The 22,315-nt window shown below is 67.0% G+C and carries 26 protein-coding genes and 1 pseudogene; 18 read left to right on the top strand and 9 right to left on the bottom strand.

All coding sequences use genetic code 11. The features are described 5' to 3' along the window. Window positions 1–522 precede the first annotated feature (522 nt). Window positions 523–717, bottom strand: a complete 195-nt coding sequence (locus ACGFH6_RS29520; protein ID WP_393390519.1) for a hypothetical protein — start codon at window positions 715–717, stop codon at window positions 523–525. A 631-nt stretch (window positions 718–1,348) separates the two neighbouring features. On the opposite strand from ACGFH6_RS29520, the gene ACGFH6_RS29515 reads away from it, so the two are divergent. Next, a complete protein-coding gene (locus tag ACGFH6_RS29515; RefSeq protein WP_393390517.1) occupies window positions 1,349–1,915 on the top strand; it encodes a hypothetical protein in 567 nt (188 codons plus the stop codon). Window positions 1,916–3,522: 1,607 nt separating this feature from the next. Here ACGFH6_RS29515 and sigJ read toward each other — a convergent pair. Continuing rightward, on the bottom strand, window positions 3,523–4,425 hold the full coding sequence (sigJ, locus tag ACGFH6_RS29510) for an RNA polymerase sigma factor SigJ (RefSeq protein ID WP_393390514.1): 903 nt from the start codon (window positions 4,423–4,425) through the stop codon (window positions 3,523–3,525). 86 nt (window positions 4,426–4,511) lie between these two features. Here sigJ and ACGFH6_RS29505 point away from each other — a divergent pair, with 86 nt between their 5' ends. Continuing rightward, window positions 4,512–4,973 (top strand): MarR family winged helix-turn-helix transcriptional regulator, encoded by a 462-nt coding sequence (locus ACGFH6_RS29505; protein WP_393390511.1) that lies wholly within the window; start codon window positions 4,512–4,514, stop codon window positions 4,971–4,973. On the opposite strand, the gene ACGFH6_RS29500 is transcribed toward ACGFH6_RS29505, so the two are convergent. Then, window positions 4,910–5,515, bottom strand: a complete 606-nt coding sequence (locus ACGFH6_RS29500; protein ID WP_393390508.1) for a YceI family protein — start codon at window positions 5,513–5,515, stop codon at window positions 4,910–4,912. The genes ACGFH6_RS29505 and ACGFH6_RS29500 overlap by 64 nt on opposite strands. A gap of 177 nt (window positions 5,516–5,692) precedes the next feature. Between ACGFH6_RS29500 and ACGFH6_RS29495 the strand changes: the two genes are divergently transcribed. The 4 genes from ACGFH6_RS29495 to ACGFH6_RS29480 are packed head-to-tail and all read left to right on the top strand — an operon-like array spanning window position 5,693 to window position 10,269. Then, window positions 5,693–6,175 (top strand): nuclear transport factor 2 family protein, encoded by a 483-nt coding sequence (locus tag ACGFH6_RS29495; protein WP_393390505.1) that lies wholly within the window; start codon window positions 5,693–5,695, stop codon window positions 6,173–6,175. Window positions 6,176–6,228: 53 nt separating this feature from the next. Beyond that, window positions 6,229–7,728, top strand: coding sequence for an MDR family MFS transporter (locus ACGFH6_RS29490; RefSeq protein WP_393390503.1), 1,500 nt, complete (start codon window positions 6,229–6,231; stop codon window positions 7,726–7,728). A 51-nt stretch (window positions 7,729–7,779) separates the two neighbouring features. Beyond that, window positions 7,780–9,582 carry a bifunctional metallophosphatase/5'-nucleotidase gene (locus ACGFH6_RS29485; protein ID WP_393390500.1) on the top strand — a complete coding sequence of 601 codons (1,803 nt, stop codon included), beginning with the start codon at window positions 7,780–7,782 and terminating at the stop codon, window positions 9,580–9,582. 27 nt (window positions 9,583–9,609) lie between these two features. Further along, window positions 9,610–10,269, top strand: coding sequence for a GNAT family N-acetyltransferase (locus ACGFH6_RS29480; protein ID WP_393390497.1), 660 nt, complete (start codon window positions 9,610–9,612; stop codon window positions 10,267–10,269). On the opposite strand, the gene ACGFH6_RS29475 is transcribed toward ACGFH6_RS29480, so the two are convergent. The 4 genes and pseudogenes from ACGFH6_RS29475 to ACGFH6_RS29460 form a co-directional block, all read right to left on the bottom strand. After that, window positions 10,233–10,499 (bottom strand): hypothetical protein, encoded by a 267-nt coding sequence (locus ACGFH6_RS29475; RefSeq protein ID WP_393390495.1) that lies wholly within the window; start codon window positions 10,497–10,499, stop codon window positions 10,233–10,235. The genes ACGFH6_RS29480 and ACGFH6_RS29475 overlap by 37 nt on opposite strands. Before the next feature lie 50 nt (window positions 10,500–10,549). Continuing rightward, entirely contained in the window at window positions 10,550–10,810 is a 261-nt protein-coding gene (locus ACGFH6_RS29470) for a hypothetical protein (RefSeq protein ID WP_393390571.1), read from the bottom strand. Window positions 10,811–10,944: 134 nt separating this feature from the next. Next, window positions 10,945–11,073: pseudogene (locus ACGFH6_RS29465) on the bottom strand (sigma factor-like helix-turn-helix DNA-binding protein); the annotation flags it as partial. Between the two features lie 127 nt (window positions 11,074–11,200). Then, window positions 11,201–12,334, bottom strand: a complete 1,134-nt coding sequence (locus tag ACGFH6_RS29460) for a PucR family transcriptional regulator (protein ID WP_393390492.1) — start codon at window positions 12,332–12,334, stop codon at window positions 11,201–11,203. 134 nt (window positions 12,335–12,468) lie between these two features. Between ACGFH6_RS29460 and ACGFH6_RS29455 the strand changes: the two genes are divergently transcribed. From ACGFH6_RS29455 to ACGFH6_RS29405, 11 genes are all read left to right on the top strand, one after another. Then, complete coding sequence (locus tag ACGFH6_RS29455) at window positions 12,469–13,038, top strand: NADPH-dependent FMN reductase (protein ID WP_393390489.1); 570 nt, start codon at window positions 12,469–12,471, stop codon at window positions 13,036–13,038. A gap of 120 nt (window positions 13,039–13,158) precedes the next feature. Continuing rightward, on the top strand, window positions 13,159–14,373 hold the full coding sequence (locus ACGFH6_RS29450) for a thiolase family protein (RefSeq protein ID WP_393390487.1): 1,215 nt from the start codon (window positions 13,159–13,161) through the stop codon (window positions 14,371–14,373). A 3-nt stretch (window positions 14,374–14,376) separates the two neighbouring features. Continuing rightward, the gene (locus ACGFH6_RS29445; RefSeq protein WP_393390485.1) at window positions 14,377–15,906 is read left to right on the top strand and encodes a class I adenylate-forming enzyme family protein; all 1,530 of its coding nucleotides are present in this window, start codon (window positions 14,377–14,379) and stop codon (window positions 15,904–15,906) included. A gap of 11 nt (window positions 15,907–15,917) precedes the next feature. Beyond that, complete coding sequence (locus tag ACGFH6_RS29440; RefSeq protein ID WP_393390482.1) at window positions 15,918–16,739, top strand: SDR family NAD(P)-dependent oxidoreductase; 822 nt, start codon at window positions 15,918–15,920, stop codon at window positions 16,737–16,739. Beyond that, the gene (locus tag ACGFH6_RS29435; protein ID WP_393390480.1) at window positions 16,736–17,302 is read left to right on the top strand and encodes an SDR family NAD(P)-dependent oxidoreductase; all 567 of its coding nucleotides are present in this window, start codon (window positions 16,736–16,738) and stop codon (window positions 17,300–17,302) included. The genes ACGFH6_RS29440 and ACGFH6_RS29435 overlap by 4 nt, the downstream gene beginning before the upstream one ends. Further along, window positions 17,302–17,463, top strand: a complete 162-nt coding sequence (locus ACGFH6_RS29430; RefSeq protein WP_393390477.1) for a hypothetical protein — start codon at window positions 17,302–17,304, stop codon at window positions 17,461–17,463. The genes ACGFH6_RS29435 and ACGFH6_RS29430 overlap by 1 nt, the downstream gene beginning before the upstream one ends. A 3-nt stretch (window positions 17,464–17,466) precedes the next feature. Further along, window positions 17,467–17,697 carry a hypothetical protein gene (locus ACGFH6_RS29425; RefSeq protein WP_393390474.1) on the top strand — a complete coding sequence of 77 codons (231 nt, stop codon included), beginning with the start codon at window positions 17,467–17,469 and terminating at the stop codon, window positions 17,695–17,697. Window positions 17,698–17,704: 7 nt separating this feature from the next. Further along, window positions 17,705–18,133, top strand: a complete 429-nt coding sequence (locus tag ACGFH6_RS29420) for a hypothetical protein (RefSeq protein WP_393390471.1) — start codon at window positions 17,705–17,707, stop codon at window positions 18,131–18,133. A gap of 422 nt (window positions 18,134–18,555) precedes the next feature. Continuing rightward, a complete protein-coding gene (locus ACGFH6_RS29415; protein ID WP_393390570.1) occupies window positions 18,556–19,053 on the top strand; it encodes a hypothetical protein in 498 nt (165 codons plus the stop codon). After that, window positions 18,978–19,295: a GNAT family N-acetyltransferase gene (locus tag ACGFH6_RS29410; RefSeq protein WP_393390469.1), complete on the top strand. Its 318-nt coding sequence runs from the start codon at window positions 18,978–18,980 to the stop codon at window positions 19,293–19,295. The genes ACGFH6_RS29415 and ACGFH6_RS29410 overlap by 76 nt, the downstream gene beginning before the upstream one ends. A gap of 8 nt (window positions 19,296–19,303) precedes the next feature. Next, window positions 19,304–19,717 (top strand): hypothetical protein, encoded by a 414-nt coding sequence (locus tag ACGFH6_RS29405; RefSeq protein ID WP_393390467.1) that lies wholly within the window; start codon window positions 19,304–19,306, stop codon window positions 19,715–19,717. A gap of 32 nt (window positions 19,718–19,749) precedes the next feature. Here the strand turns inward: ACGFH6_RS29405 and ACGFH6_RS29400 are convergent, their stop codons facing one another. Further along, window positions 19,750–20,715 carry an alpha/beta hydrolase gene (locus ACGFH6_RS29400; RefSeq protein ID WP_393390464.1) on the bottom strand — a complete coding sequence of 322 codons (966 nt, stop codon included), beginning with the start codon at window positions 20,713–20,715 and terminating at the stop codon, window positions 19,750–19,752. 846 nt (window positions 20,716–21,561) lie between these two features. Further along, window positions 21,562–21,948, bottom strand: a complete 387-nt coding sequence (locus ACGFH6_RS29395; RefSeq protein WP_393390461.1) for a hypothetical protein — start codon at window positions 21,946–21,948, stop codon at window positions 21,562–21,564. A gap of 35 nt (window positions 21,949–21,983) precedes the next feature. Between ACGFH6_RS29395 and ACGFH6_RS29390 the strand changes: the two genes are divergently transcribed. Next, window positions 21,984–22,313: a cupin domain-containing protein gene (locus ACGFH6_RS29390; protein WP_393390459.1), complete on the top strand. Its 330-nt coding sequence runs from the start codon at window positions 21,984–21,986 to the stop codon at window positions 22,311–22,313. Window positions 22,314–22,315: the final 2 nt, after the last annotated feature.

The following is a 22,315-nucleotide window of genomic DNA, read 5'->3' as shown; positions in this document are numbered from 1 at the left end:
TTCGGCTCGGGTTTCTCGTCGCTTCACCCAGCAATCGCTTACATTGCGGCAACGCCTGACCGCGTCAATCGAGTGTGCGAAGCGATGAAATGGCCTGCTCGGTCAGATTTCGCCGAGAACGCCGGCGGTTGCGACTCATCAAGCGCCGAGGCTCTGTGGCCGCGCTTCTTTGGTCGCGGTGGTTGGACTCGAGCCAACGATCCAGGGATTGTGAGTCCGACGGCCGTTGCCACAGGGCCTGCTTCACGCCCCGCGCAGCCAGGCTCACGGCCACCGCCAGCGGGGCCAGGCCTTAGCTGTCCCGGGCGGTCGAAGTGTTGGACGTAGACCTTCGTTCCCCGGTCCGGGCAGTCGTACAGCTCCTGGACGTAGATCTCCTCGGTCTGCTCGACCGTGCAGCCGGTGGTCGGCGCGCCGCCGGCCGGCGCCGGGCGTCCTTGCCGTCACCGCCGCTGCAGCAGCTCGCTAGTGCGAGCGACGCGGGCACGGCGACCGTAGCGAGGAGCCTGCGAACGTTGGTGCTCATGACATCTTCTTCGCGCGCTGGTCACAGTGTTGGCAGTGCGGCAAGTGCCGCTCATCGCCGACCGGCTCGTGCCAGTCCTCGGTGTAGTCCGGACGGTCGCCCGTCAAGTGCTCGCACCCCTTCAGATGCAGTCGCCGCGGCGGGTGGTGGTGGTCAGTCACGAACCAGACCGGCTCAGGTGTCGTCGTCATTGCGTGTCACCTCCCTGGGTTCCCTCGATCATTCTCTCGCCGGGCGCGGGTTCGCCTGAGCTGCTGCTATGGACCACGCCATCAGTCGAGTCCAGGATCTCGATCCGGGTCAGCTCGCCCCGCAGCCAGCTCGACGACGAGCGGCCAGATCGCGGGCGCGACCCGGACCGAGGTGACGGGCTGCGGCCGCGCGCGGCTCGGGGCTGCACGCGGGCGGCTGCTTGAGTCTCGGGCGACACTGCACTATTGGCCGGGGGGAGATGAGTGGTGACCAGTCGACGAGGGACGCCGGGGGGGTGTTGGCAGATCTACGCAAGGGGTCGTATTGCCATGTTCGACGAGATCGAGGGCCCCGTCGTGCTGGCGCAAATGATTGACGAAATGGTTGATGAAGTCGCCGACGGGGCCGGGGTGCGACGTCAACCCAAGCAACCGCCACCCTCACGGAATCTGCTCCGGCAGGAGACCGTCGCGATGACGGTCTTCACCCAGGGATCCGATCGTCATCAATCCGAACGGACCGGTGCTGACCGCGATCTCTGTTCCGGCCGACCGTTTGCAGCATGGGCCGCGAAGCCACCGGTTCCATGTGGTCGAGGTGCAGGTCGGTACCAACGAGACGTTCCCGCCGGTGGTTCTCCATGATGAGGGCAATCCCTGGAATTACACCGACCGGTGGTCGGACAGCACGCACCTCGAACCTGACAAGCTGGCCGAGGATCGCGAGTTCCGGGCGCAGAACGTGTTCGCCGTCGCGGCGCATCCGTTGGCGTTGTTCGAGCAGCATCTCGGCCGGCCGATTCCGTGGAGTTCCGGTTATCCCCAGCTGTTCCTGACTCCGGCCGCCAGAGTGGAGGCGAACGCCTTCTACTCGCGACAGCGCAATGGGGTGCTGTTCGGCTGGCTGCCGGCGACCGACGGGCAACCGTCGATGCATACGGCGCTCTCGTTCGACATCGTCGCGCATGAGGTCAGTCATGCGGTCCTGGACGGACTCCGGCCGCGGTACATCGAGCCGAGTCTCCCTGATCAACTGGCGTTCCACGAAGCGCTCGCCGATCTGGTGGCGATGTTCTCCGTCTTCGACCTGAAGGACGTTCCGGAGCATCTGCTGGACGCGGATGGAAACGGCAAGTTCAAGTTCCCGTCTGACGCCGCCGCGAAGAAGATCGCGGATCTTCTTCTCAGCTTGCCGTAGGGTCTCGCGGGTTTGCTCAAGCTGTTCGTTGAGCCTGACCAGGTCGGCTTTGAGATCTGTGATCCGGTGCTGAAGCGCGTCGAGCAGTTGCTCCTTCTGGTCGCGGTCTGCCTCGGCTTCGGCGTAGTCGGCCTCGGCCTGACCGATCCGCTGCTGCGCGGTCGACGTTGCTCAAGGATCCGATCAGCCCGTGGCCGGTTCGCGGCAGGCGGGGGTTTGCGCCTCGAGGTCTTCGGGACGCGGGCTGGGCGAGGAGCTGAGAGCGTCGTACGACGCGAGGTCGCACGTGGGCGAGCGGGACCGGGTCTCCGTTCTCGTCTACGACCCCGAAGCCGACGTGACACAACGCGCTGGTTAGCTGCCCGGTCCGGAGCAGCTGGGCGGCGTCGAGCGTCTCGGTTAGCCGCTCTGCGGTCTGCACGGTCACACGCCGGCCGACCGAGGCTTGGTCCCGGGCGATCTTGACCAGCTGCGCGACCAGGTCGTGCCGCTGCCGGGTGAGCTCGCGCCCGCTCGTCGTAAGTCTCGCCCTCGGTCTGGGCCCCTCGATGTTCGCTTCGATGATTCGCCCTGCGCTGTCACCCCACACCAACCACGTGCTCGGGGGCGCGTGGGCTTCTCTGGCGACGGATGGATCCAACCCCAGGTCGCGGACGGGCTGGGCCAGGCAGCCACCGCCAAGGTGGACCGGGGAGGGAGTCTGCTGAGTTCCACACTCCGGGCGCTCTCTCCCCGTTGCATCCACCATCCGTCAGTTAGACCGCTCTCGTGGCGTGCGATGACTCGCCAGATCTCCACTTCAATCGTTCCGGTCACTTGTCTGGCCAGGGTCCTCGCGCGGGGAGATCCGTTGTCCCGGCCGGCCATAACGTGATGCCGCTGTTCGCCAACCATCAGCGGTGGACCGCGGCCCTCATCGGTCACCTCGCGGCGCTCGAAATGACGACCACCCTCATGGCATGCGTGTGTGGTCCGGGCCGTGTGTCGTGCGCACGCACGCAGCCGGTCCATCGCATCCTTGCCGAAGAACGCCCGACCGGGTTCGGCGACTCGGCGAGTCTCCGGCCGGTAGGCCTAGGTGCTCAGAGCATCGACCGCCGCGCGCGCCCGCTCGCGCACCTCCTCCAGGTCGTCCGGAGCTGGCACGATCACAGACGAGAAGGCAGCGATCTCCACGTCGGAAAACTTCGGCCACCAACGTTCTCAAGCGCAATGCTGTCGCCCACCTCGGCGATCGCCGGCAATGAGGGCGTGGTGTTCCTCGGCCCGCCTGGCCGATGCCCGGCACGCCGGCAACATCCTGGACGAACTGCCGGCCTGGGCTGTGGACATATTGTGAATCTGGCGCTGAGACCGTGATTACCGCGCGTCACGGATGCACGGGTTGCCGATCTGGGTGACCGTGCTGGTGCTCTGGGCAACTGTCCGAGCAGTAAGTCGTTCCGCTGCTGGGCGTAGCGTGCCTGGACCACGCAAACGATCTCGGTGCCGCCCGACGTCAGGTTCCCGACTGTCTGGTCTGATACCTCCAGGACGTCCGCATCCGCTCAACGCAGACCGTCCGTCGACATGCACGATCGCACGATCCCGTTCGTTCAGTCCGCCCGTCATGGTGACTCACAGCTCGTCCACAGGCGCAGCTTCTCCGGGTTGCGGATGGCCCAGATCCGCCGGATCCGGTCGTCGGCGATCTCGAAGGCGTAAACCGCCGCGATCGTTCTGTCATGGATCGCGGCCAGGCCGGGCTGCCCGTTGACGGTGCGCTCGAGCAGCGTCAGCTCACCGGCGAGGCTGGCGAGCTCGATAAAGTACCGCGCGACCTCGTCGCGGCCTTCGATCGGGTACCACGCGGCGCTGACGACGCCACCGCCGTCGGCCACCGTGACCGCTGCCGGATCGAGCAGGCGGACAAGGGCGCTCACGTCCTTGGCCTCCCAGGCCTCCCGAAAGCCCCGGATCAGGTCCGCCCGCCGGGCTGTCATCACCTCGGCGGGACGCTCGGGGATCCGGCGACGCGCCGAGTACGCGAGCTGTCGGCAGGCGGCAGGTGTACGCCCTACCATCTCGGCGATCTCGGCGAACGGGAACCGGAAGACGTCATGAAGCAGGAACGTCACTCGCTCCGGAGGCGTCATCGCCTCCAGGACGATCAGAAAGGCCATGTCGACGGATTCGTCGAGTGTGATGCGCTCGGCTGGGTCCGTGGTTCGGGTGTCCGGGCCGCAGGACCACTCGGTCAGGTCAGGCACAGGCTCAGGTAACCAGGGGCCGACGTACCGCTCTCGCTTCGCCCGGGCAGATCCGAGCTGGTCGAGGCAGACGCGGCTCACCACCGTGCTCAGCCACGCGTTGGGGGACTCGATCGACTCCTGTTGCTCCGGTGCCAGCGCGCACCAGCGGGTGAAAGTCTCCTGCACGGCGTCCTCGGCATCCGTGACCGAGCCGAGCAGCCGGTAGGCGATATTCATCAGCCGCCGCCGGTCGCCGACGACCGTGCTGAGCCTGTCCACCTGGCGCCTCCGAAAGTAGTTCCATTGTGGAATGATCTTTCCAAGCTAACAGGTGGTTCCGAAATGGAACAAGTAGTGTGATCGACATGACTGCCTCGTCCAACCGGGAGATCGTCCGGGATCGGTTCCAGCGGATGCTGCCGCGGCTGCTCCTGCTGTACGCCGACGTGGCGAAGAGTGCCGGGATCCCGGAGGTAGCTCTGCAGGCGCTGCATGTGCTGACGTTGCATGACGGCGCAATGTATCCCGCGGAGCTGAGTGCGCAGACGGGTCTGCCCCGCAGCACCGTCACCCGCGTACTGGACACTCTCGAGGAGGCCGGGTTCGTCGAGCGCGTACGGACGCCCGACGATGGTCGTCGGTTCGCGGTCCACGTCCGGAGCGACCGCGTCGCCCCGATCAGCGCGCGCTTCGACCTGTACGCCGACGCGATGACCGAGACCACGCTCGGCTTCACCGAAGCTGAGCTGTCCGTCATCGCGCGCTATTGGGAGGAACTGAACCGCGCAGTCGACTCTCGCCAGCCGTCGCCGTCCCCGTCCCCGTAGCCGAGCCCCTCAGCTCTGCTGGACGGCCTCCATTCGGAGCCTGACCGAGATCTTGTCCGCGATCGCGAACCCGCCGCCATGGGGATGCCGAGGCCGAACTCCCGGCGGCTGATCTGCCCGCCGGCCGAGAGAGACGCCCGCCAGTTGCCCGCCGTGTCGGTTGTGAAGCGGTCGAGCTCGACGCGTAGCTGCACGGCCCGGGTCGTGCCGTGCAGCTCGAGCTCACCGTCGACGACCAGCCCGTCGGCCGTGTGCCGGACACCGGTCGACCGGTAGCGCATCGCCGGGTACCCGCGGACGTTGAGGAAGCCGCGGCCACGCAGATGCTTGTCGCGGGTCGGGTTTCCGGTATCGATCGATGTGAGGTCGATCATCGCGGTCACCGAGGATCCGGCGATGTCTTCGGTGGCGACACCCGCCACGTCGTAGTTGGTGAACTGTCCGCGGGCCTGGGTCGCCAGCTGATGGATCGAGAACTCGATTCTGGAGCTCTCGGCGTCGACCTTCCAGACGCCGGGCCGGTATCCCGGAGGGTTGGGCATCTTCACTGCTGCTCCTGATCTGCTCGTGGTCGGTTTCTTGACGATCGATCTCGCGCGAATGTCAGGCGGCGGCTGACGCGTGCTCGGCCCGCCTGACATTCCGGCCGGCTGCTTCGTCCTAGAGCGAGATGCAACCGGTGTGTCCGCACCGGGTTCGTGATGATGAGGAAGAGAGCGATGACTGACTTTCAGGCTGTAGCCGACCGGGTGGAGATCGAGGCCCTGCGGGGTGAGTTCAGCGACGCGGCGATGATGGGGGACTACGACCGGTTCGCGGAGCTGTTCACCGAGGACGGGGTGTACAAGATCCCGGACGCGCACGTCGTGCAGACCGGGCGGGAGGAGATCCGGGCCGGGACCGAGCGGTTGGCGGACGAGTGGGAGTTCTTCGTCCAAACCACGCACACGGGCTCGATCGAGCTCGACGGCGACACCGCGTCCGGCCGCGCGTACGTGTGCGAGCTCGGCCGGCTCCGCAACGGCACCTCGATCTACAACTACGCGTTCTTCAACGACCGCTACCGCCGCACCGCGGACGGCTGGAAGTTCACCGAGCGCATCTTCGAGGTCAGGTACTTCGACACCACCCCACTTCCGGGCTCGCCACTCGTGGCCTTGCCTGCGGTGGCCGGCGAGCCGTCGCCGGAAGCAGCGAAGTAGCGCGAGCCGGTAGCCAGAGCCATGAAACGTGAATCGCCCGGACCGTTGGGCTGGTGTTTGCCGGGCTGATGGTCGCGATGCTGCTGGCATCGCTGGACCAGATGATCTTCAGTACTGCGCTGCCGACGATCGTCGGGGACCTGCACGGTGTGAACCAGATGCTGTGGGTCACTACCGCTTACACGCTGGCCTCGACCGTGATGATGCCGATCTACGGCAAGGCGGGTGACCTGATCGGCCGAAAGATCATCTTCGTCGCGGCGACGGCGGTGTTCATGGCCGGCTCCGTTCTCGGCGGGCTGGCCGGCGGCATGACCGTGCTCGTCATCGGACGTGCGGTTCAGGGAGTGGGTGGCGGTGGCCTGATCATCCTTGCGCAGGCGATCGTCGCGGACGTCATACCGGCGCGGCAGCGGGGCCGGTACATGGGAATCATGGGCGGCGTCTTCGCTCTGTCGTCCGTAGCCGGTCCGCTGCTCGGAGGATTCTTCACCGAAGCGGTCGGATGGCGCTGGGCGTTCTGGATCAACCTTCCGCTCGGCGCTCTCTCGGTCGCCGCCGCCATGCTCTTCCTGCGCCGTCCCAGGCGCGATCGCGGCCGGTCACGAGTCGACGTGTCCGGGACGATCCTGCTCGGCCTCGCTTCCGCGTGTCTGGTCCTCGCGTCGGTCTGGGGCGGGACGAGGTACGCGTGGGGCTCGGCCGTCATCGTGGCTCTGATCGCGCTGACCGTGTTCGCCGCTGTCGGGTTCGTGCTGGCCGAGCGGCGGGCGGCTGAGCCGGTCATGCCGCTGAAGCTGTTCCGCGAGCGCAACTTCGTTCTTGCCACCGGCGCCGGGCTGCTGATCGGGATCGCGATATTCGGGGCTTTCGCCTACATGCCGACGTATCTGCAGATGGTCACTGGTTGCGGCGCAACCACGGCAGGCCTGTTGATGCTTCCGATGTGGGCCGGGCTGCTCGTGACGTCAGTGCTCTCGGGGCGCGCGGTGAGCAGAACCGGCCGCTACAAGCGGCTCCCGATCGCCGGCTCGGTCGTTGTCGGTCTGGCTCTAGGTGCGATCTCGACCATGACGGCTGGCACAGCTGTGGCGATCGTCTGCGTCTACCTCGGCATCCTGGGTGTGGGGCTGGGCCTCAGCAGCCAGATCCTGGTGCTGATCGTGCAGAACACCTTCCCGGCTCGGGACGTCGGCACCGCCACGGCAGCGAACAGCTACTTCCGCCAGATCGGCGCCTCGCTCGGCTCGGCCGTCGTCGGGACCGTCTTCGCCTCTCGGCTGACGGACCTTCTCGCCGGACACAGCGCCGAAGCCGCCGATGTGAACGCATTGACGCCCGACGCGGTTCGGCATCTTCCGGCGGCCGCGCATCACCTGGTCGTGAACGCGTACAGCGATGCATTGACCCCGGTGTTCCGGTATCTGACGCCTCTTGCGGGCGTCGCAGCTGCGCTGCTGGCGTTCATCACGGAGAAGCCGCTCGCGACGACCATCGACGGCGCGGTCGAGGGAACGACAGAAGCACCCGTTGCTGACGCAGTCGTCGGCTGACGAACAGAACAGTCGGAGATCGAGACGTTGACGGATCGAAGGGATGTCGCGATGGAGAGACGTGTTGGCCGGCGGGCTGTGCTGGCGGGCGCCGGCGGAGTGGTTGCTTCGGTGGAGCTGGGAGTTTCGGCGTACGCGAACGAGGCCGCGCGGCGACCGCCGTCAGGCGAGCTCGTTGATGTCCAGTTGCTGAACATCACCGACTTTCACGGCAACAACCGGACACCGACGGCCCAGATCGACGGGTACCTGCCGGGGCCTCATGGCCAGGACACTCTGCACGTCGGTGGCGCGGCGTACCTGGCGACCCACCTGGACGGGCTCAGGGCGCGCAAGAACTCGATCTTCTTCAGCGCCGGGGACAACTTCGGCGGGCAGCCGCTGGACAACAAGATGCTGTCGGACGAGTCGACGATGGAGGTGCTGAACGCGCTCGGCCTGCAGTTCTCTGCCCTCGGCAACCATGAGTTCGACACCGGTGTCGACTACCTGATCGATCACATGATGAAGGCGAAGCCGATCGGGGTGCCGGGGCGTGACTCCAGCTTCCGCGACTCCACCGGCCATCCGTACCAGGGCATCAAGTTCGGCTATTACTCGGCCAGTATCCTGTGGCGGAAGTCCGCTCAGCCGGTGTTCGCGCCGTACAACGTGGAGTGGGTGACCCATGGCGCCCGCCGGTACCCCATCGGATTCATCCATCTGACTGTGGCCGACACCCCGACCGGTTCGACCTCGTACAACCCGAAGCTGGACAGCATCGAGACGACGGTTGCCGGCAACCAGACCGCTGCTTTCCTGAAACGCCGTGGCGTGCGTGCGTTGGTAGTCGTGGTGCACGACGGCGCCCAGCAGGCCGACAAACTGGCACGCCCGATCAACGGCGCGAACCTTGCTACCGGGCCGGCGATCAAGCTCGCTGCCGATCTCACTCCGGACATCTGCGCGATCGTCACCGGTCACTGGCACTGGTGGTTCAACGCGATGCTTCCCGATGCGAACGGTGTTCCTCGTCCGATTGTCGAGGCGGGCCACGCCGGGCAGATCATCAACGAGATCAGGCTCAAGCTGGATCCGCGGACGGGCGAGGTGGTCCGCGATCTGACGGTGTCGACGAATCATCCGGTCACGCTCGACGTGGCCCCCGATCCGCGGATCGCTCGGATCGTCGACTACTGGACCGCGTTCGGCGAGCGGCGGTACGGAATCGTGGCCGGTCACCTCGACGGAGACTTCACACCGGCTCTCTCGGCCTCAGGTGAGAGCACGATGGCTGAGCTCGGCGCGGACCTGTGCCTGTGGTCCGCGAGGCGCAAGTCACCTGTCGACTTCGCTCTCGTCGCGGCCAAGCCGATCACCGGCTCGAACGCGGTGGCCGGCTCCCTGCTGTACGCCAAGGCCGGCAACATGGACGACGCCGACGGCGTCATCCTGTACGGCGAGGCGTACTCGCAGCTTGGCTACGAGAACCCGGTTCTGACCGTCTCCCTGACCGGGCAGCAGATTCATGACGCACTGGAGCAGCAGTGGCAGACGGCTGCTGACGGGACCGTCCGTTACAGTCCCCTGAACTTCTCCGCGAACGTGCTAGCGACCTTCGATGCCCGCCGTGACGTCGGTGACAGGGTCGACCCGGCCGGCTTCCGCATCGACGACGTACCGCTGGATCTGACCAAGACCTACCGGGTGGCGGCGCTGGCGTACACCCTGATCGGGGCGGACGGTTACAAGGCACTCAGCGGCTTCGCCGTCCCGTATCGCAACGGACGGGATCACGAGGAGTTCATCGACTATCTCCGCGCCCACCCCGTCATCACACCATCGGCTCGGGACCGGATCACGCTGCTGTCGTAGCGAGCTTCGAACACAGGAAGGAACGGAATGTCCGCCGCATCGTTCCCGGCCGGATATGTCTGGCCGGTGCTGGAGGGCTGTCTGGTGCGGCTCGAGCCCCTCGGGCACGGGCACGCCGCGGATCTGGCGATGGCGTGCGAGGAGGACCGCTCCTCGTACGGGTTCACCTGGGTGCCAGTTGCCGACGGCATCGAGCGGTACATCGATGACCGGTTGGCCGGAGCTGCGGCACGCAGGCTGGTGCCATACGCGGTGGTGGACCGGTGCTCCGGTCGGGCGGTCGGCGTGACGGCATACTGGGATGTGCGGCGATCACCCGACGGGGACCGGCTCTGTGCCGTTGAGATCGGGTCGACCTGGCTGGGGGCTTCGGCACAAGGGCGGGGGATCAACACCGAGTGCAAGTTGCTGCTCTTCGAGCACGCCTTCGCTGTGCTCGGGGTGATCCGCATCGATCTCACGACCGATGCGCGCAACCACCGTTCGCGAGCAGCGATCGAGGGTGTCGGCGCAACCTTCGAAGGAGTGCTGCGCCGGTGGTCGGAGTCGCGGGTTCGAGGTGAGGAGGGGCTGCTGCGGGACACCGCGATCTACTCGATCCTGAGCGAGGAGTGGCCAGACCGGCGAGCCCGACTGGCCACTCGGCTCGCTCAGCGCCAGCGGGGGAAGAACGGGAGATCGATGTAGACCCGGCCGGCGGCCGCGAGGATCTTCTCGGCGCCGATCGGCGTGAGGATCCTGTCGAGCTCGACGGTGGCGAGGTCCAGGTCCGGTTCGTACAGCCTCGGCCTCAGCACCAGTTGCTCGTTGGGGGCGATCACGGTGATGCGCAGATCCGCGTGACCGCGTGCGAGTGCCGCTCCCGCCGCGCTCCACACACCCGCGAAACCGGCTCCGACGACGACTATGTGTCCCACGTGCTCTGTCCTCTTTCCCTGTCGATTTGCAGGGAAACAAGACAGCCCCGTCAGATGTGACCGAGCTTGTCCGGGTTCGCGAGGCGCCTCAGCTCGGTGATCCGGCCGTCGTGGATCTCGACGGTGTCCAGCCAGATCAGCCGTCCGCGCCGGTACGTTGCCAGCGCCGGGATGCCGTTCACCTCGACGATCCGGGAAGCGTCGGCCCGGGCGAGTCCGAGGATCCGAATCGCCAGCGCGGCGACCCGGTCGGCGCCTGACACCGGCTTCTGTGCGGTCCGGGCCTTGCCGCCGCCGTCGGCGACGTACACCAGGTCGGGATCCAGCAGCGCGACGAGACCTGCCAGGTCGCCTGTCTCGGTCGCAGCCCGGTACGCCAGCAGCAGCCGCTCGGTCTCCGCCCGCGACGCCGGCGGCCGATCCTTGAGCTTCGCAGTCGCGTCCGCGCGCGGGACGCGAGCTTCCGGCCGGCCGCGCTCGTCGTCCCAAGCACCTCGGCGATCCGGTCGAACGGAAGCTCGAAGACGTCGTGCATCATGAGCGCGACGCGCTCAGCGGGCGTCAGCGTCTCCATCACAACCAGCATCGCGGTGCTCAGAGACTCGTCCAGGAGCACCTTCGCCGCCGCATCCTCCCCGGTGAGCAACGGCTCCGCCAACCAGGGCCCGCTCGTCCCACTCTTCCACTGTCGGCCTCCGCGGCTAGTCGGCCGTCGCCAAGCCCAGGGCGAGCGCGAGCTCCACGACGGTGTCGGTGTCCTGCAGCGAGCGGCCGGTCAGCTCCTCGAAGCGCGACAGCCGGTACCGGAGCGTGTTGACGTGGACGTGCAACGCGGCGGCCGTGAGCGGGATGCTCCGCTCGTGCCTCAGGTAGCTGCGCAGTGCCTCGACGACCTGGTCACCGAACGGACCGATCTCCTGCAGGGGCCGAAGGTACCGCGCGCGCAGCAGCTCGTCCAACTCGCCCAGCGTCGGTACGGCGAGCCGCCAGCCGAGGCTCTCCACGGTGTGCACCCCGTCGTGGTGATGCAGAGCCGCGGCGACAAGCACTTGTTGTGCGGTCCGGTGCGACGCAACGAGCCGGTCGACCGGCAGCGGCGGCCCGACCGCGACCAGCACGTCGGGCACCGGGGACGGCTGGACCGCGATCAGCCCCAGCAGGCAGTCGTGAGCCGGTGCCATCAGAACGTTGTCGCCATACCGCTCGGTCAGGAGCCGCTGAGTGCGCCAGATGGTCGGCTCGGCGGCCGGTGCCGTACAGAACGCGCGGTACGGCGTATCCCGGCGCAAGCGGTAAATGGTGTAGCCGCGCTCCAGTTCCGCCAGGCTGAGCTCACCCGCGAGTACGCCCCCGATCCACTCGTCGCGGCGGCGTTGGTCGGCGACGGCGTGGGCCAGACCGAGCTGATGGTAGTCGGCCGCGGCGCGGGCCGAGAACAGGTCGCTCAGCTTCCAGACGAGCGCCGTCAGTTTGACGACATCCGATCCGCTGACCTGGTGCTCGGTCGCGAGCTCGACCAACCGGTGCTGCAGCGTCCAGATCGTGATCCGGAACCCCGACAGGATGTCTTCGATCGGTACGCCGGCGTTCAGCCGCTCCACGGTCGCACGCTCGGCCTCCCACAGCTCGTCGGCCGCCGGTACCTCACCGATCGCGAGCGTGCGGCAGACGCGGGCGCGGATTCGCCGGATGCTGGCCACAATCTGGTCCCGCTCGACGGCGTCGTAGCTGGGCAGCTCGGCCCGGACGCGTTCGAGGATCGGCTCCACGACCCCGTCGTCGTCCTCCAGGGCCGCGACGAGCCGGACCATCCGATCAGGGACCCCGTCGACCATGACGTCATCTTGCCCCACCTCGGCGTACGACGGTGGTAGCGCGTGGCTTGTGACGTCGCTCGCAATGCCTGACATCTCTCGCGCACCGCTCGTCATCCCTCACGAAGGAACGGACCAAGTAGAGAGATCATCAGATGAGAATCGCAGTCATCCTGGGCAGCACCCGCCCGAACCGGGTCGGCGCACAGGTCGCCGAGTGGGTGTGCGGCGTGGCCGCCGAACGCGGCGACGCCGAGTTCGAGCTGGTCGACCTGCGTGACCACCCGCTGCCGTACCTGGACGAGCCGGTGCCGCCGATGTTCGGTCAGTACCAGAACGAGCACACCAAGGCCTGGGGCCGGTTGATCGAGTCGTTCGACGGTTACGTCATCATCACTCCCGAGTACAACAACTCGCTGCCCGCAGTGCTGAAGAACGCCCTCGACTTCACCTTCACCGAGTGGCGCACCAAGGCGCTCGGCGTGGTCTCGTACGGCAGCGCCGGCGGGACCGGCGCGGCCGCCCAGCTGCGCTCGTTCGCCGGCCTGCTTGGAATGGCCGACGTACCCCGGCAGGTCTTCCTGTCGCTGCACGCGGATTTCGAGAGCTTCAGGACCCTCAAACCGGGCGACCGCGCCGTCGCCGGGCTGGCCGGCATGCTCGACGACGTCGTTGCCTGGAGCAACGCGCTGGCCCCGCTCCGGGCTGCAGCCGTCGCTTCGTAGCCCGCTACGAAGCCGTGGCGCTGACATTGGAGCCCGATGCGTAGCGACCCGGACGAGGTGCGACGGATGCTCGACGCAGTTCACCTCACCAATTCAGCACAGTGTGCCGGGAGGGTCGCAATGAGCGCATCAGCCGCGAGCAGTCGGGTCTGGGTCGTCGGCGTCGGTATGACCACCTTCGGGGTCCACTGCGAGCTGACCAACCACGAACTCGCGCGCTGGGCGATCCGGGACGCTTTGTCCGACGCCGGCGCCGACCCTGGAGTCGTGGACGTGGTGTTCTACGGGACCGCTACCCACGGGTTTCTCGAGCGGCAGGTGATGGTGTCCGGCCAGATCGCGTTGCGGTCGGCGGGCTTCGAGGCCATCCCGGTGCACAACGTCGAGAACGCCTGCGCGACCGGTGCGTCGGCGCTGAGCCTCGCGGTTGCACAGGTCCGGTCGGGTGATGCGGCGGTTGCGCTCGCGGTGGGTGCCGAGAAGATGCACGTCGGTGATCCCGAGCGCACGATGGCGCTGTTCGACACGGCGTACGACGTCTCGGATCCCGGCGCGCTGCTCCGCACGCTGAAGGAGCTAGGTGGCGAGGTTGATGAGACCGAGCTGGGCCGGCGGTCGATCTTCATGGACATCTACGCCGCGCTGGCCCGTAACCACATGCGGCAGTACGGCACAACGCAGGCTCAGCTAGCCGCGGTGGCCTCGAAGAACCACGCTCATGCAGCAGACAACGCCCGTGCCCACTACCGCGGTTCGCTGACCGTTCCGGTCGTCCTGGCAGCTCGCCAGCTGGCCTATCCGCTAACTGTGCCGATGTGTGCACCGGTCACGGATGGCGCGGCCGCGGTAGTGGTTTGCAACGAGGAAGGTCTGCGACGGCTGGGTAGCGAACGAGCTGTTGAGGTCCTCGCGGCGGTTGTCGGCACCGGGCCGGACGTCACCAGACAGGTCGCGGCCCGCGCCTATGACCGTGCCGGAGTCGGGCCAGAGGATGTGGACGTCGCCGAGGTTCACGACGCGACGGCGTTCGGGGAAGTACTGCAAACCGAACTGCTCGGGCTGGTTCCGGCCGGCGAGGGTGGGCCGGCGGCCTGGCGGGGTGAGACGACGCTGGGCGGGCGGATCCCGGTGAACCCGTCCGGTGGTCTGGAGTCGAAGGGACATCCGCTCGCGGCGACCGGGCTCGGGCAGGTGTTCGAGCTGACCGAGCAGCTACGCGGTGCCTGCGGTAGCCGGCAGGTGCTGGGGGCGCGGATCGCGCTCGCCGAGAACGGCGGCGGATTCCATCTCGGCGAGGAGGCCGTTGCCTCCGTCATCATCTTGGGGAGGCGCTGAGCCATGGCAATTGTCGACTTCTTCGACCGGGGGTGGCGAATCAACCCGACTGGCGTGGCGTACCGCTTGGCGACGGAGCTGTGGACCTACGACCAGGCGCACCAGATCTCGTGCCGGATCGCCAACGGGCTGCTCGCGGCCGGACTGGTGCGTGAAACCAAGGTCGCGGTGCTTGCGCCGAACACGCCGTTGGCATGGATCTGTGTGCTGGGAATCTGGCGGGCAGGCGGTGCCTGGGTACCGCTCAACCCGGGGCATCCGGTGAAGCAGACGGCGGCGCTGCTGCATCGCTTCGATGTCGAGCTGGTCTTCTACGACACGACACTTGCAGAGCAGGTGGACGAGCTGCGGGGCCAGCTCGGGCACGTGGTCTTCATCGCGCTCGGCGCCGGTACCGAGGACTTCGACTTCGGCTCGTGGGTCGCGCAGTTCCCCGACACTGGGCCGGACATCTTGTACGCGATGGACGACGTGGTGGCGATCGCCCCGACCGGCGGTACGACCGGGCTGCCGAAGGGGGTCATGAACACTCACCGCACACTGTCGGCGATGGTCGCGCACCAGCTGCTGGCGGTGAGTTACCCAGAAGGTGCGGAGATCGTCAATCTCGCCGCGGCTCCGATGACACACACCGGGGGGCTGCTGACGCTGCAGACGAGCGCCCGTGGCGGGACAGTCGCGATCCTGCCGCGAGCGACGCCGGTAGACATCCTGGTGGCGATCGAGATGTACGGCGTGACCGAAGTGTTCCTTCCGCCGACGGTGATCTACCGGCTGCTCGACGTACTCGAAGGGGTGGAAGCGGACACGTCGTCACTGCACTATCTCATCTACGGAGCTGCGCCGATGTCCGTCGACCGGCTGCGCCGCGGCATCGAGCGGCTCGGTCCGATCTTCCTCGAGGGGTACGGGCAGATGGAGGCACCGGCGGCAATCAGCTTCCTACGACCGCAGGAACATCCGGAGCGGCTCGCGTCCTGCGGACGGCCGTACCCGCTGGTGTCGGTCAGAGTGAAGGACCCGACAACGGGCGCGGAACTGGGTGTGGGGGAGACGGGGGAGATCTGCGTCCGCGGCGAGCTGGTCATGAAGGGGTACTACCGGGATCCGGAGCGCACCGATGAGGTGCTCCGCGGTGGTTGGCTGCACACCGGAGACCTTGGCCACCTGGACGAAGCCGGCTACCTCTATCTGACTGGGCGGTTGAAGGACCTGATCATCACGGGCGGGTTCAACGTCTACCCGGGGGAGGTCGAGCAGGTCATCTGGAGCCACCCGGCGGTTGAGGACTGCGCGGTCGTTGGCGCGCCCGACGACGACTGGGGCGAGCGGGTGACGGCTGTTGTCGAGCTGAAGCCGGGGATGTCGGTAGCCGCTGACGAGTTGCTGCTGCGCTGCCGCGAGGCGCTCGGACCGGTCCGGGCGCCGAAAGATGTCGTCTTCGTCGACCAGCTGCCGAGGAGCGTGAACGGCAAGGTCTTGAAGAAGGACGTTCGGGCCGGGTTCTGGGCCGATCGCGACCGAACCATCTGAGAGGAGATGTGATGAGGCTGTTGGAGGACAAGGTCGCCGTGGTGATGGGGGCCGGCTCGATTGCGGCCGGCTGGGGCAACGGGAAGGCGACCGCGGTGACGTTCGCGCGCGCGGGCGCGGCTGTTGTTTGCGTGGATGTGAATCTCGAGGCTGCTGAGGAGACGGCCGCGATCGTCACTGGTGAGGGCGGCCGGGCGATCGCAATGCGGGCCGATGTGACGAGTAGCGACGATGTGGCGGCGGTGTTCGCTGTGGTCGCCTCGGAGTACGGGCGGCTCGATGTACTGGACAACAATGTCGGCATCGGCACGCTCGGCGGGGTGGTCGAGACGTCGCGCGCGGACTGGGACCGGGTCCTTGCGGTGAATGTGAAGAGCGCGTATCTGGCAATGCAGGCAGCGCTTCCGCTGCTGCGTGGTGCCGGTGGCGGGTCGGTCGTCAACATCTCGTCGGTCACGTCGTTGCGCCACAGCGGAATCCCGTACATCTCGTACGCCGCGTCGAAGGCCGCGTTGAACGAGCTGACGAGAGTGAGTGCGGCGCGGTACGCCAGGGACAGGATCAGGGTCAATGCCGTGGTACCGGGGTTGATGAAGACGCCGATGATCGCGGCGCAGGCCGGCGTGGTGGACGCGTACGCGTCGGGGGATGTGGATGAGATGTGGCGGCGGCGGGCGCGTCAGGTGCCGATGGGCCGGATGGGAGATGCGTGGGATGTCGCGAACGCGGTGCTCTTCCTCGCCGGCCCGGAGTCGTGTCACGTCAGCGGTGTCGAGTTGGTGGTCGACGGCGGTATGACGTTGTGCTGGCCGTCCGGGGAGGATGCGGTATGAAGCGGCTGGACGGAAGAATCGCAGTGGTCGTCGGAGCGGAGTCGGGGACCGGCCGGCAGCTGGCGGAGACCTTCGCGGGGGAGGGGGCGTACGTCGTACGCGTTCATGCGGACCGTACGTCGGAGGAACAGCTTGCGGAGGTCTTCGGCCAGGTTGCGGGCGAGCTGGGCCGGGTCGATCTACTCAGCAACGCTCTGCGCGCGCCGGAGGTCGCCGACGCGTCCGAGAAGCAGTGGGACCACGCGATGGCGGTGAACGTCACGACTGCCTTCCTCGCGATGAAGCATGCCGTACCACTGATGCCCGAGGCGGGCGGATCGGTCGTCAACGTATCGACGGCCGGCTCGGCGCGAGACGTGGCGAGTGCCGCGTCGATGGCGGCGCTGAACCATCTGACCCGGGTGACCGCGGCCGAGTACGCGCCGCGGCAGATCCGGGTGAACACTGTCTTGGCAGACCGCCTGGCCACCCCGGTCGATGTGGCGCAAGCTGCGTTGTTTCTGGCTGGGGACGGCGCGGGCTTTGTCACTGGTGTCGAGCTTGTCGTTGGCGGGGTGCTGTGATGGACGTTCCCGTTTCGGGAGCCAGCGTCGCCGGGCCGGTGCTTGCCTACTGGTTGGCTCGGCACGGATTCCGGGTCACGGTGGTTGAGCGGGCGGTGTCGCCGCGGAAGACCGGCGGGCACTCGGTGGATCTGTTCCGGCCGGCGGTCGAGATCTCCTAGCAGATGGGAGTCCTGAAGCGCATCGAGGAGCTCGCGGTCGACACCGAGCGGATGACGCTGTACCGCGAGGGGGTCGAGCGTCCGGTCAAGGTCGATCTGGCGAAGGTGTTCGGGGCCATGTCGGACCGGCACGTCGAGATCATGCGCGACGATCTCAGCCAGGTCTACTGCGACGCCACGGGTGACGACGTCGAGTACGTCTACGGGGACTCGATCACGTCGATCTCGGGCTGATGGTGAGGTGTGCTTCGAGCGTGGTGCGCCGCGTCGTTTCGACCAGGTCATCGGCGCGGACGGGTTGCACTCCAACGTTCGGAGGCTCGTCTTCGGTGCGGAGGATCAGTTCACTGAGCCGGTCAGCCCGTACGGGGCACGGCATCTGGGGGAGGCACGGGCACTGTTCCTGTTCCGTGCAGGAGAGTTGAAGTATCACTACCGTGACGTACCGCGGCAGAAGTCTGTGGTCCGCGAGGCGTTCGTCGGCATGCACCCCGAGGTCGACCGCTGGCAGGCGGAGCTCGACCGGACGCCGGTGTTCTACTTCGACTCGGTCATACAGCTCCGAATGGACAGTTGGTCGCGCGGCCGGGTCACGCTGGTCGGCGACGCGGGCTACCGCCCCGGACCGGCGGTCGGCGGGAGCACCAGCCTGGCGGTCATCGGGGCGTAGGTCCTCGCGGGCGAACTGGCCCGCGTCAACGGCGATCACGAGCGTGCGTTCCCGGCGTACGAACGGGCGATGGCCCAGAACATCCAGGGCAGCCGAGAGGTAGCCCTGAGCGCGGCCAAGACCCTGGTCCCAACCTCGAGACTGGGCGTCGCGGGCCTCTCCCACGGCGCACGCCTGGTCTCCGCCCTCCCGACTGTCATGAGCTGCGCCGTTCGCCAACTCACCACGAAGAGCGCTCGCGTCTACAACTCCATGTCAGTAGAGCTCAACTGACATGCTCGCCAGGTTGACCCATGATCCGACCGTTTTCGGCGAGCTCGCCTTTCCTTTCCTGCAACGAGATACGGTGCTCAACATCACGATTCTCTCCAGAGTGAAAAATCGCACCGACTCGGTCGTTTTCGTGTCGGTTCACGATGCAGATGAGGTCGTGGGGGACAGCTCTCTTCACACCTGGCGACGGGATCGACCTCGGAGGTCTGCCCGCTGAGCTCGTCCCAGCCGTCGTCGAGGCCTTGATCGACGGCAGGCCGCAGACAGTCACCGGTCTGCCCGACGCGGCGCTCCGGTACGCCGAAACGACCTCGCAGCCCTTTCACGAGGTCGAGCGGACCCGGCTCCACAAGCTGGACGTGTTCGTTGCTCATGCGGCTGATGGTGCTGCAAGGCGTGCGGTCGCGGCTGACGTTGCGACGCTCGTCCCGCTGTTGGGCGCCTATCGCGCCGAGGTTGCCCGGGTGGGCAGCCCGGCTGAGGATCGGCGGTGGCTCGAGGACCGGATCCGCCGTGACCGGTTTGGGTCGACCGAGGTCGAGTCGTCGGGCTGGCCGGACATCAGAGCCCGGTGTTCGGAGCAGTGCGGATCGGTCCGGTGTACACGCCCCCGGAGTTTCGTGGTCACGGGTACGGCAGTGCGTTGACGGCCGCGGTGATGCAGTACCTGCGGGCGGCGGGAGATGACGTGTGCTTGTTCACTGATCTCGCCAGCCCACCCCGAACAAGATCTATGCCGCGATCAGGTTCCGGCCGGTTCGGGACTTTGTTGCTGAGGCATTTTCGTAGCGAGCCACGAAAGTGCGGCGGGAACGTCGTACAGAGGTTCGTAGCGGACTGGGTTGCATCCAACAGATCGTTGTGGCGTAAGGGAATACGGCAACTATAAGGAGAGTCATGACGTCTCGTAAGTCGGTCGGCGCAGTGGCGCTGGCGGTGGGGACTGTGGTCGCCGGGGCGACCGCGGCTCCGGCGTCCGCCCACACGACGCCGTTGTTCTGGGATCACATCTACTCGACCGGAGACTCCGGGACGGCTGGTGGCAAGGTGTTCGTCAAGGAGTATGACGACGACATCCGGGTGTGCGACAACGAAGCGGATGGGTACGGCGTCAGCGCGGCCATCTCGGTGCTCCCGTACCAGCCGCTGTACCAGCTGCATGCCGGCGGCAACGGTCAGTGCTCGGAGACCTGGTCGGCGATCCACAACCTGCCCGAGGGCACGACGATCTACGTCGAGGTGTGGCTGACCGGCAACAGCGGCGATCCGTACTACGGGTTGAAGCAGTACACGTACCTGAACGACCACTAGTAGTGGGCGGGGCCCGGCCGGGCCCCGCCCACTCAGTTGAGGTGGTCGGCGAGGAAGGCGACGACCTCGGCGCGGGCGGGTTTCGCCTGCGGTACGACCCCCGGCATGCTCAGGAACGCGTGGGTCGCGCCCCGGTACTCCGTCAGCTTCGACGGCGTACCCGCGTCCTCCAGGCGACGCGCGTAGGCGCGGGCCTGGTCCGACACCGGATCGAAGGTCGGCACGATCAGCAGGGCCGGTGCCAGCTTGCTCAGGTCGTTCGCCTGCAACGGCGAGACCGGCCGGGGGTCAGTGTCATTGGGTACGGCGAGCCGGCAGAACAGGTCCATTTGCGCGGTGGTGAGGGTGGGGCTGTCGCCGTGCTCAGTCATCGAGGGCAGGGCGTAGAGGGCGGGTGTGAGGTCGAGGCACGCGTTGACCAAGACCTGGGCGCGCAGCTCCACCGTCACCTCCCGCGCGCGAAGTGCCGCGAGCGCGGCGACCAGGCCGCCGGTGCTCTCACCGAACACGGCAACTCGCCCCGGGTCGACGCCCCACGCGGCGGCGTCCTCGAGCACCTGGGCGAGCACGTCCCACCCGTCGTCGACCGCGGCCGTGATCGGAGTGTCGAAGTCCAGCAGCCGGTGCTCGACCGAGACGACGACCGCGGGCACCTGCGCCGCGATCCGGCTGTTCACCCAGTCACTCTGCGCAGCCGTACCGACGAACCCTCCGCCGTGCACGTGGAGCACCAGCGGCAGCGTACGGTCGTCGGCCGACCGGTAGACCCGCACCGGCAGCTCCCGATCTCCCAGCGGCACCGTGCGCCACTCGATCCCAACCCCTCGGTCCGGAAATCCGGTGATGAGCCGTGCAGTCTTGGACTTCCGCTTTCGATCCTCGGCGGCGCTCAGTACCGCGAGCTCCTCCCGCGTGATCGTCGCCCAGTCGGGTTCCTTGCCGAGGGCATGCATGAGTCGGATGCCGAAAGGCGGCCTGTCGGCGTGCTGCCTAGCCATGTCTGTCTCCAGTGCGATCGATGGTCTCGTACCTTTCGAGCATCGATCGCCCCCACGCCGGTTCGCTACGAATACCGCTCCAACGTTGCCCAGTCCTATTGGTAGCCACCTACGAGCCGCCCGAACCCGCAGCTCCGGCGGTGCTGCGGGTCACTCAGCCGCTCCCACCATCACGCCGAGAGGCGTTGCGGGTATCGAGGAAGTCCCACCGCCCACCCCTGCCCGGCTAGCTACAAAGCTGGCTCCAACTCTCGCCGTCCGAGTTGGAAGTCAGCCGGTCGACGAGGGCTCCAGCATTGGCGTGCAGGCCAGCAAGAGTTCATGCTTGCCCCGTCCATCGGGCGTCGCGGTCATAATTTGCGCCCCGAGAGGCCCCCAATGAAGCTCGAAGTGCGCGCGCCGGACGCTTGGTGGCAATCAGCCAGCCGTGCCGTCCCACTTCACCTCGTAGCGCGATCCGCCTGGCAGGGCATTCGGACTGGGGATTTGATCGACCGATCGCGCCAGGGCTACTTCGATCGGCCCGGCCAGATCGGCCGGGATCCGGACCTCGCTCGGTTCAGTGTGTCGTCTGGCCGGAGAACGCACTCCTTGCGGCAGATGACTCAGCGGATCGGCAGTCGGAACGGTTGCGGGTGCTTCGGGTACAGCCACGCCGAACAGATAGTCGACGTGGAGATCGACCCGTTGGCCGATCGTGTGGATAAGTCGCGTGTCCGAGGAGGAACACGCACCTTGACCACATGCATCGGCCTGGAGAGCTGAGCCACCTGATGCCCGATGTCGTAGTCGCTGGCCGTCGCCATCTCATTCACCGAGTTGCCGAGCGTGGTTGCCCGTAGTCGTTCAGGGGCGGCGGACGTAGTACTCGGTGAACTCACGGCAGCGTCCTTCGCCGTCGAAGCGCATGATGAAGCAGTTCTCGTAGGTGCGGACGATGGGTCCGTCCGGCACTTCGCGATACCGCGACGTGCCGGTGGCCACCACGGCGTCGTCGTCGACCGCGACCGGAGAGTACTTGGCCTCGTAGGTGCCGGGCGCGTCGCGGGTGGAGGCGCCGCCCGACGAGCTCTGTCCGAGCCAAGATGCGACGACCGCGACCTCGATCTTGCCGCCGTCTGCCGAGTTGCCCCCAACTGTGTACGGTCGCCACGCTCTGTTGATCGTCTTGCAACTGATGGGCACCTCGGAGGTGTCTGCTGACCTGTGCTCGGCGGCCGTGACCTTGTGCACCGGCGTTGAGGCTCTCGCCGTGCGATCATCAACGGATGGATGTCTCGTCGATCGACGATTTGGCTGCCGAGCGGCTTGCCAAGGCAGCGTCGGCCGAGAGTGGGCGCAGCTCGGTCACGGTCTACAGCAGGCCTGGTGCCCGTCTCCGGCAGACGCTCACGGCGCTTGCCGCAGGTCGGGTGATGGGCGAGCACAAGAGTCCCGGGGATGCCTCGCTGCTCTGCCTACGTGGCCGTGTCCGGGTCCGTGCGGGTGACGCGGAGGTCGAGCTCGGTCCAGGTGATCTGGTCGCGGTGCCGCCGCAGCGCCATGATGTCGAAGCCCTGGAATCGTCCGTCCTACTGCTCTCGGTCGCTTTGCACTGATC

Source organism: Kribbella sp. NPDC049227 (assembly GCF_043197265.1).
Lineage (GTDB): Bacteria > Actinomycetota > Actinomycetes > Propionibacteriales > Kribbellaceae > Kribbella.
The sequence above is the reverse complement of the archived record's forward strand: the minus strand, read 5'-3'. Positions and strand labels throughout refer to the sequence as shown.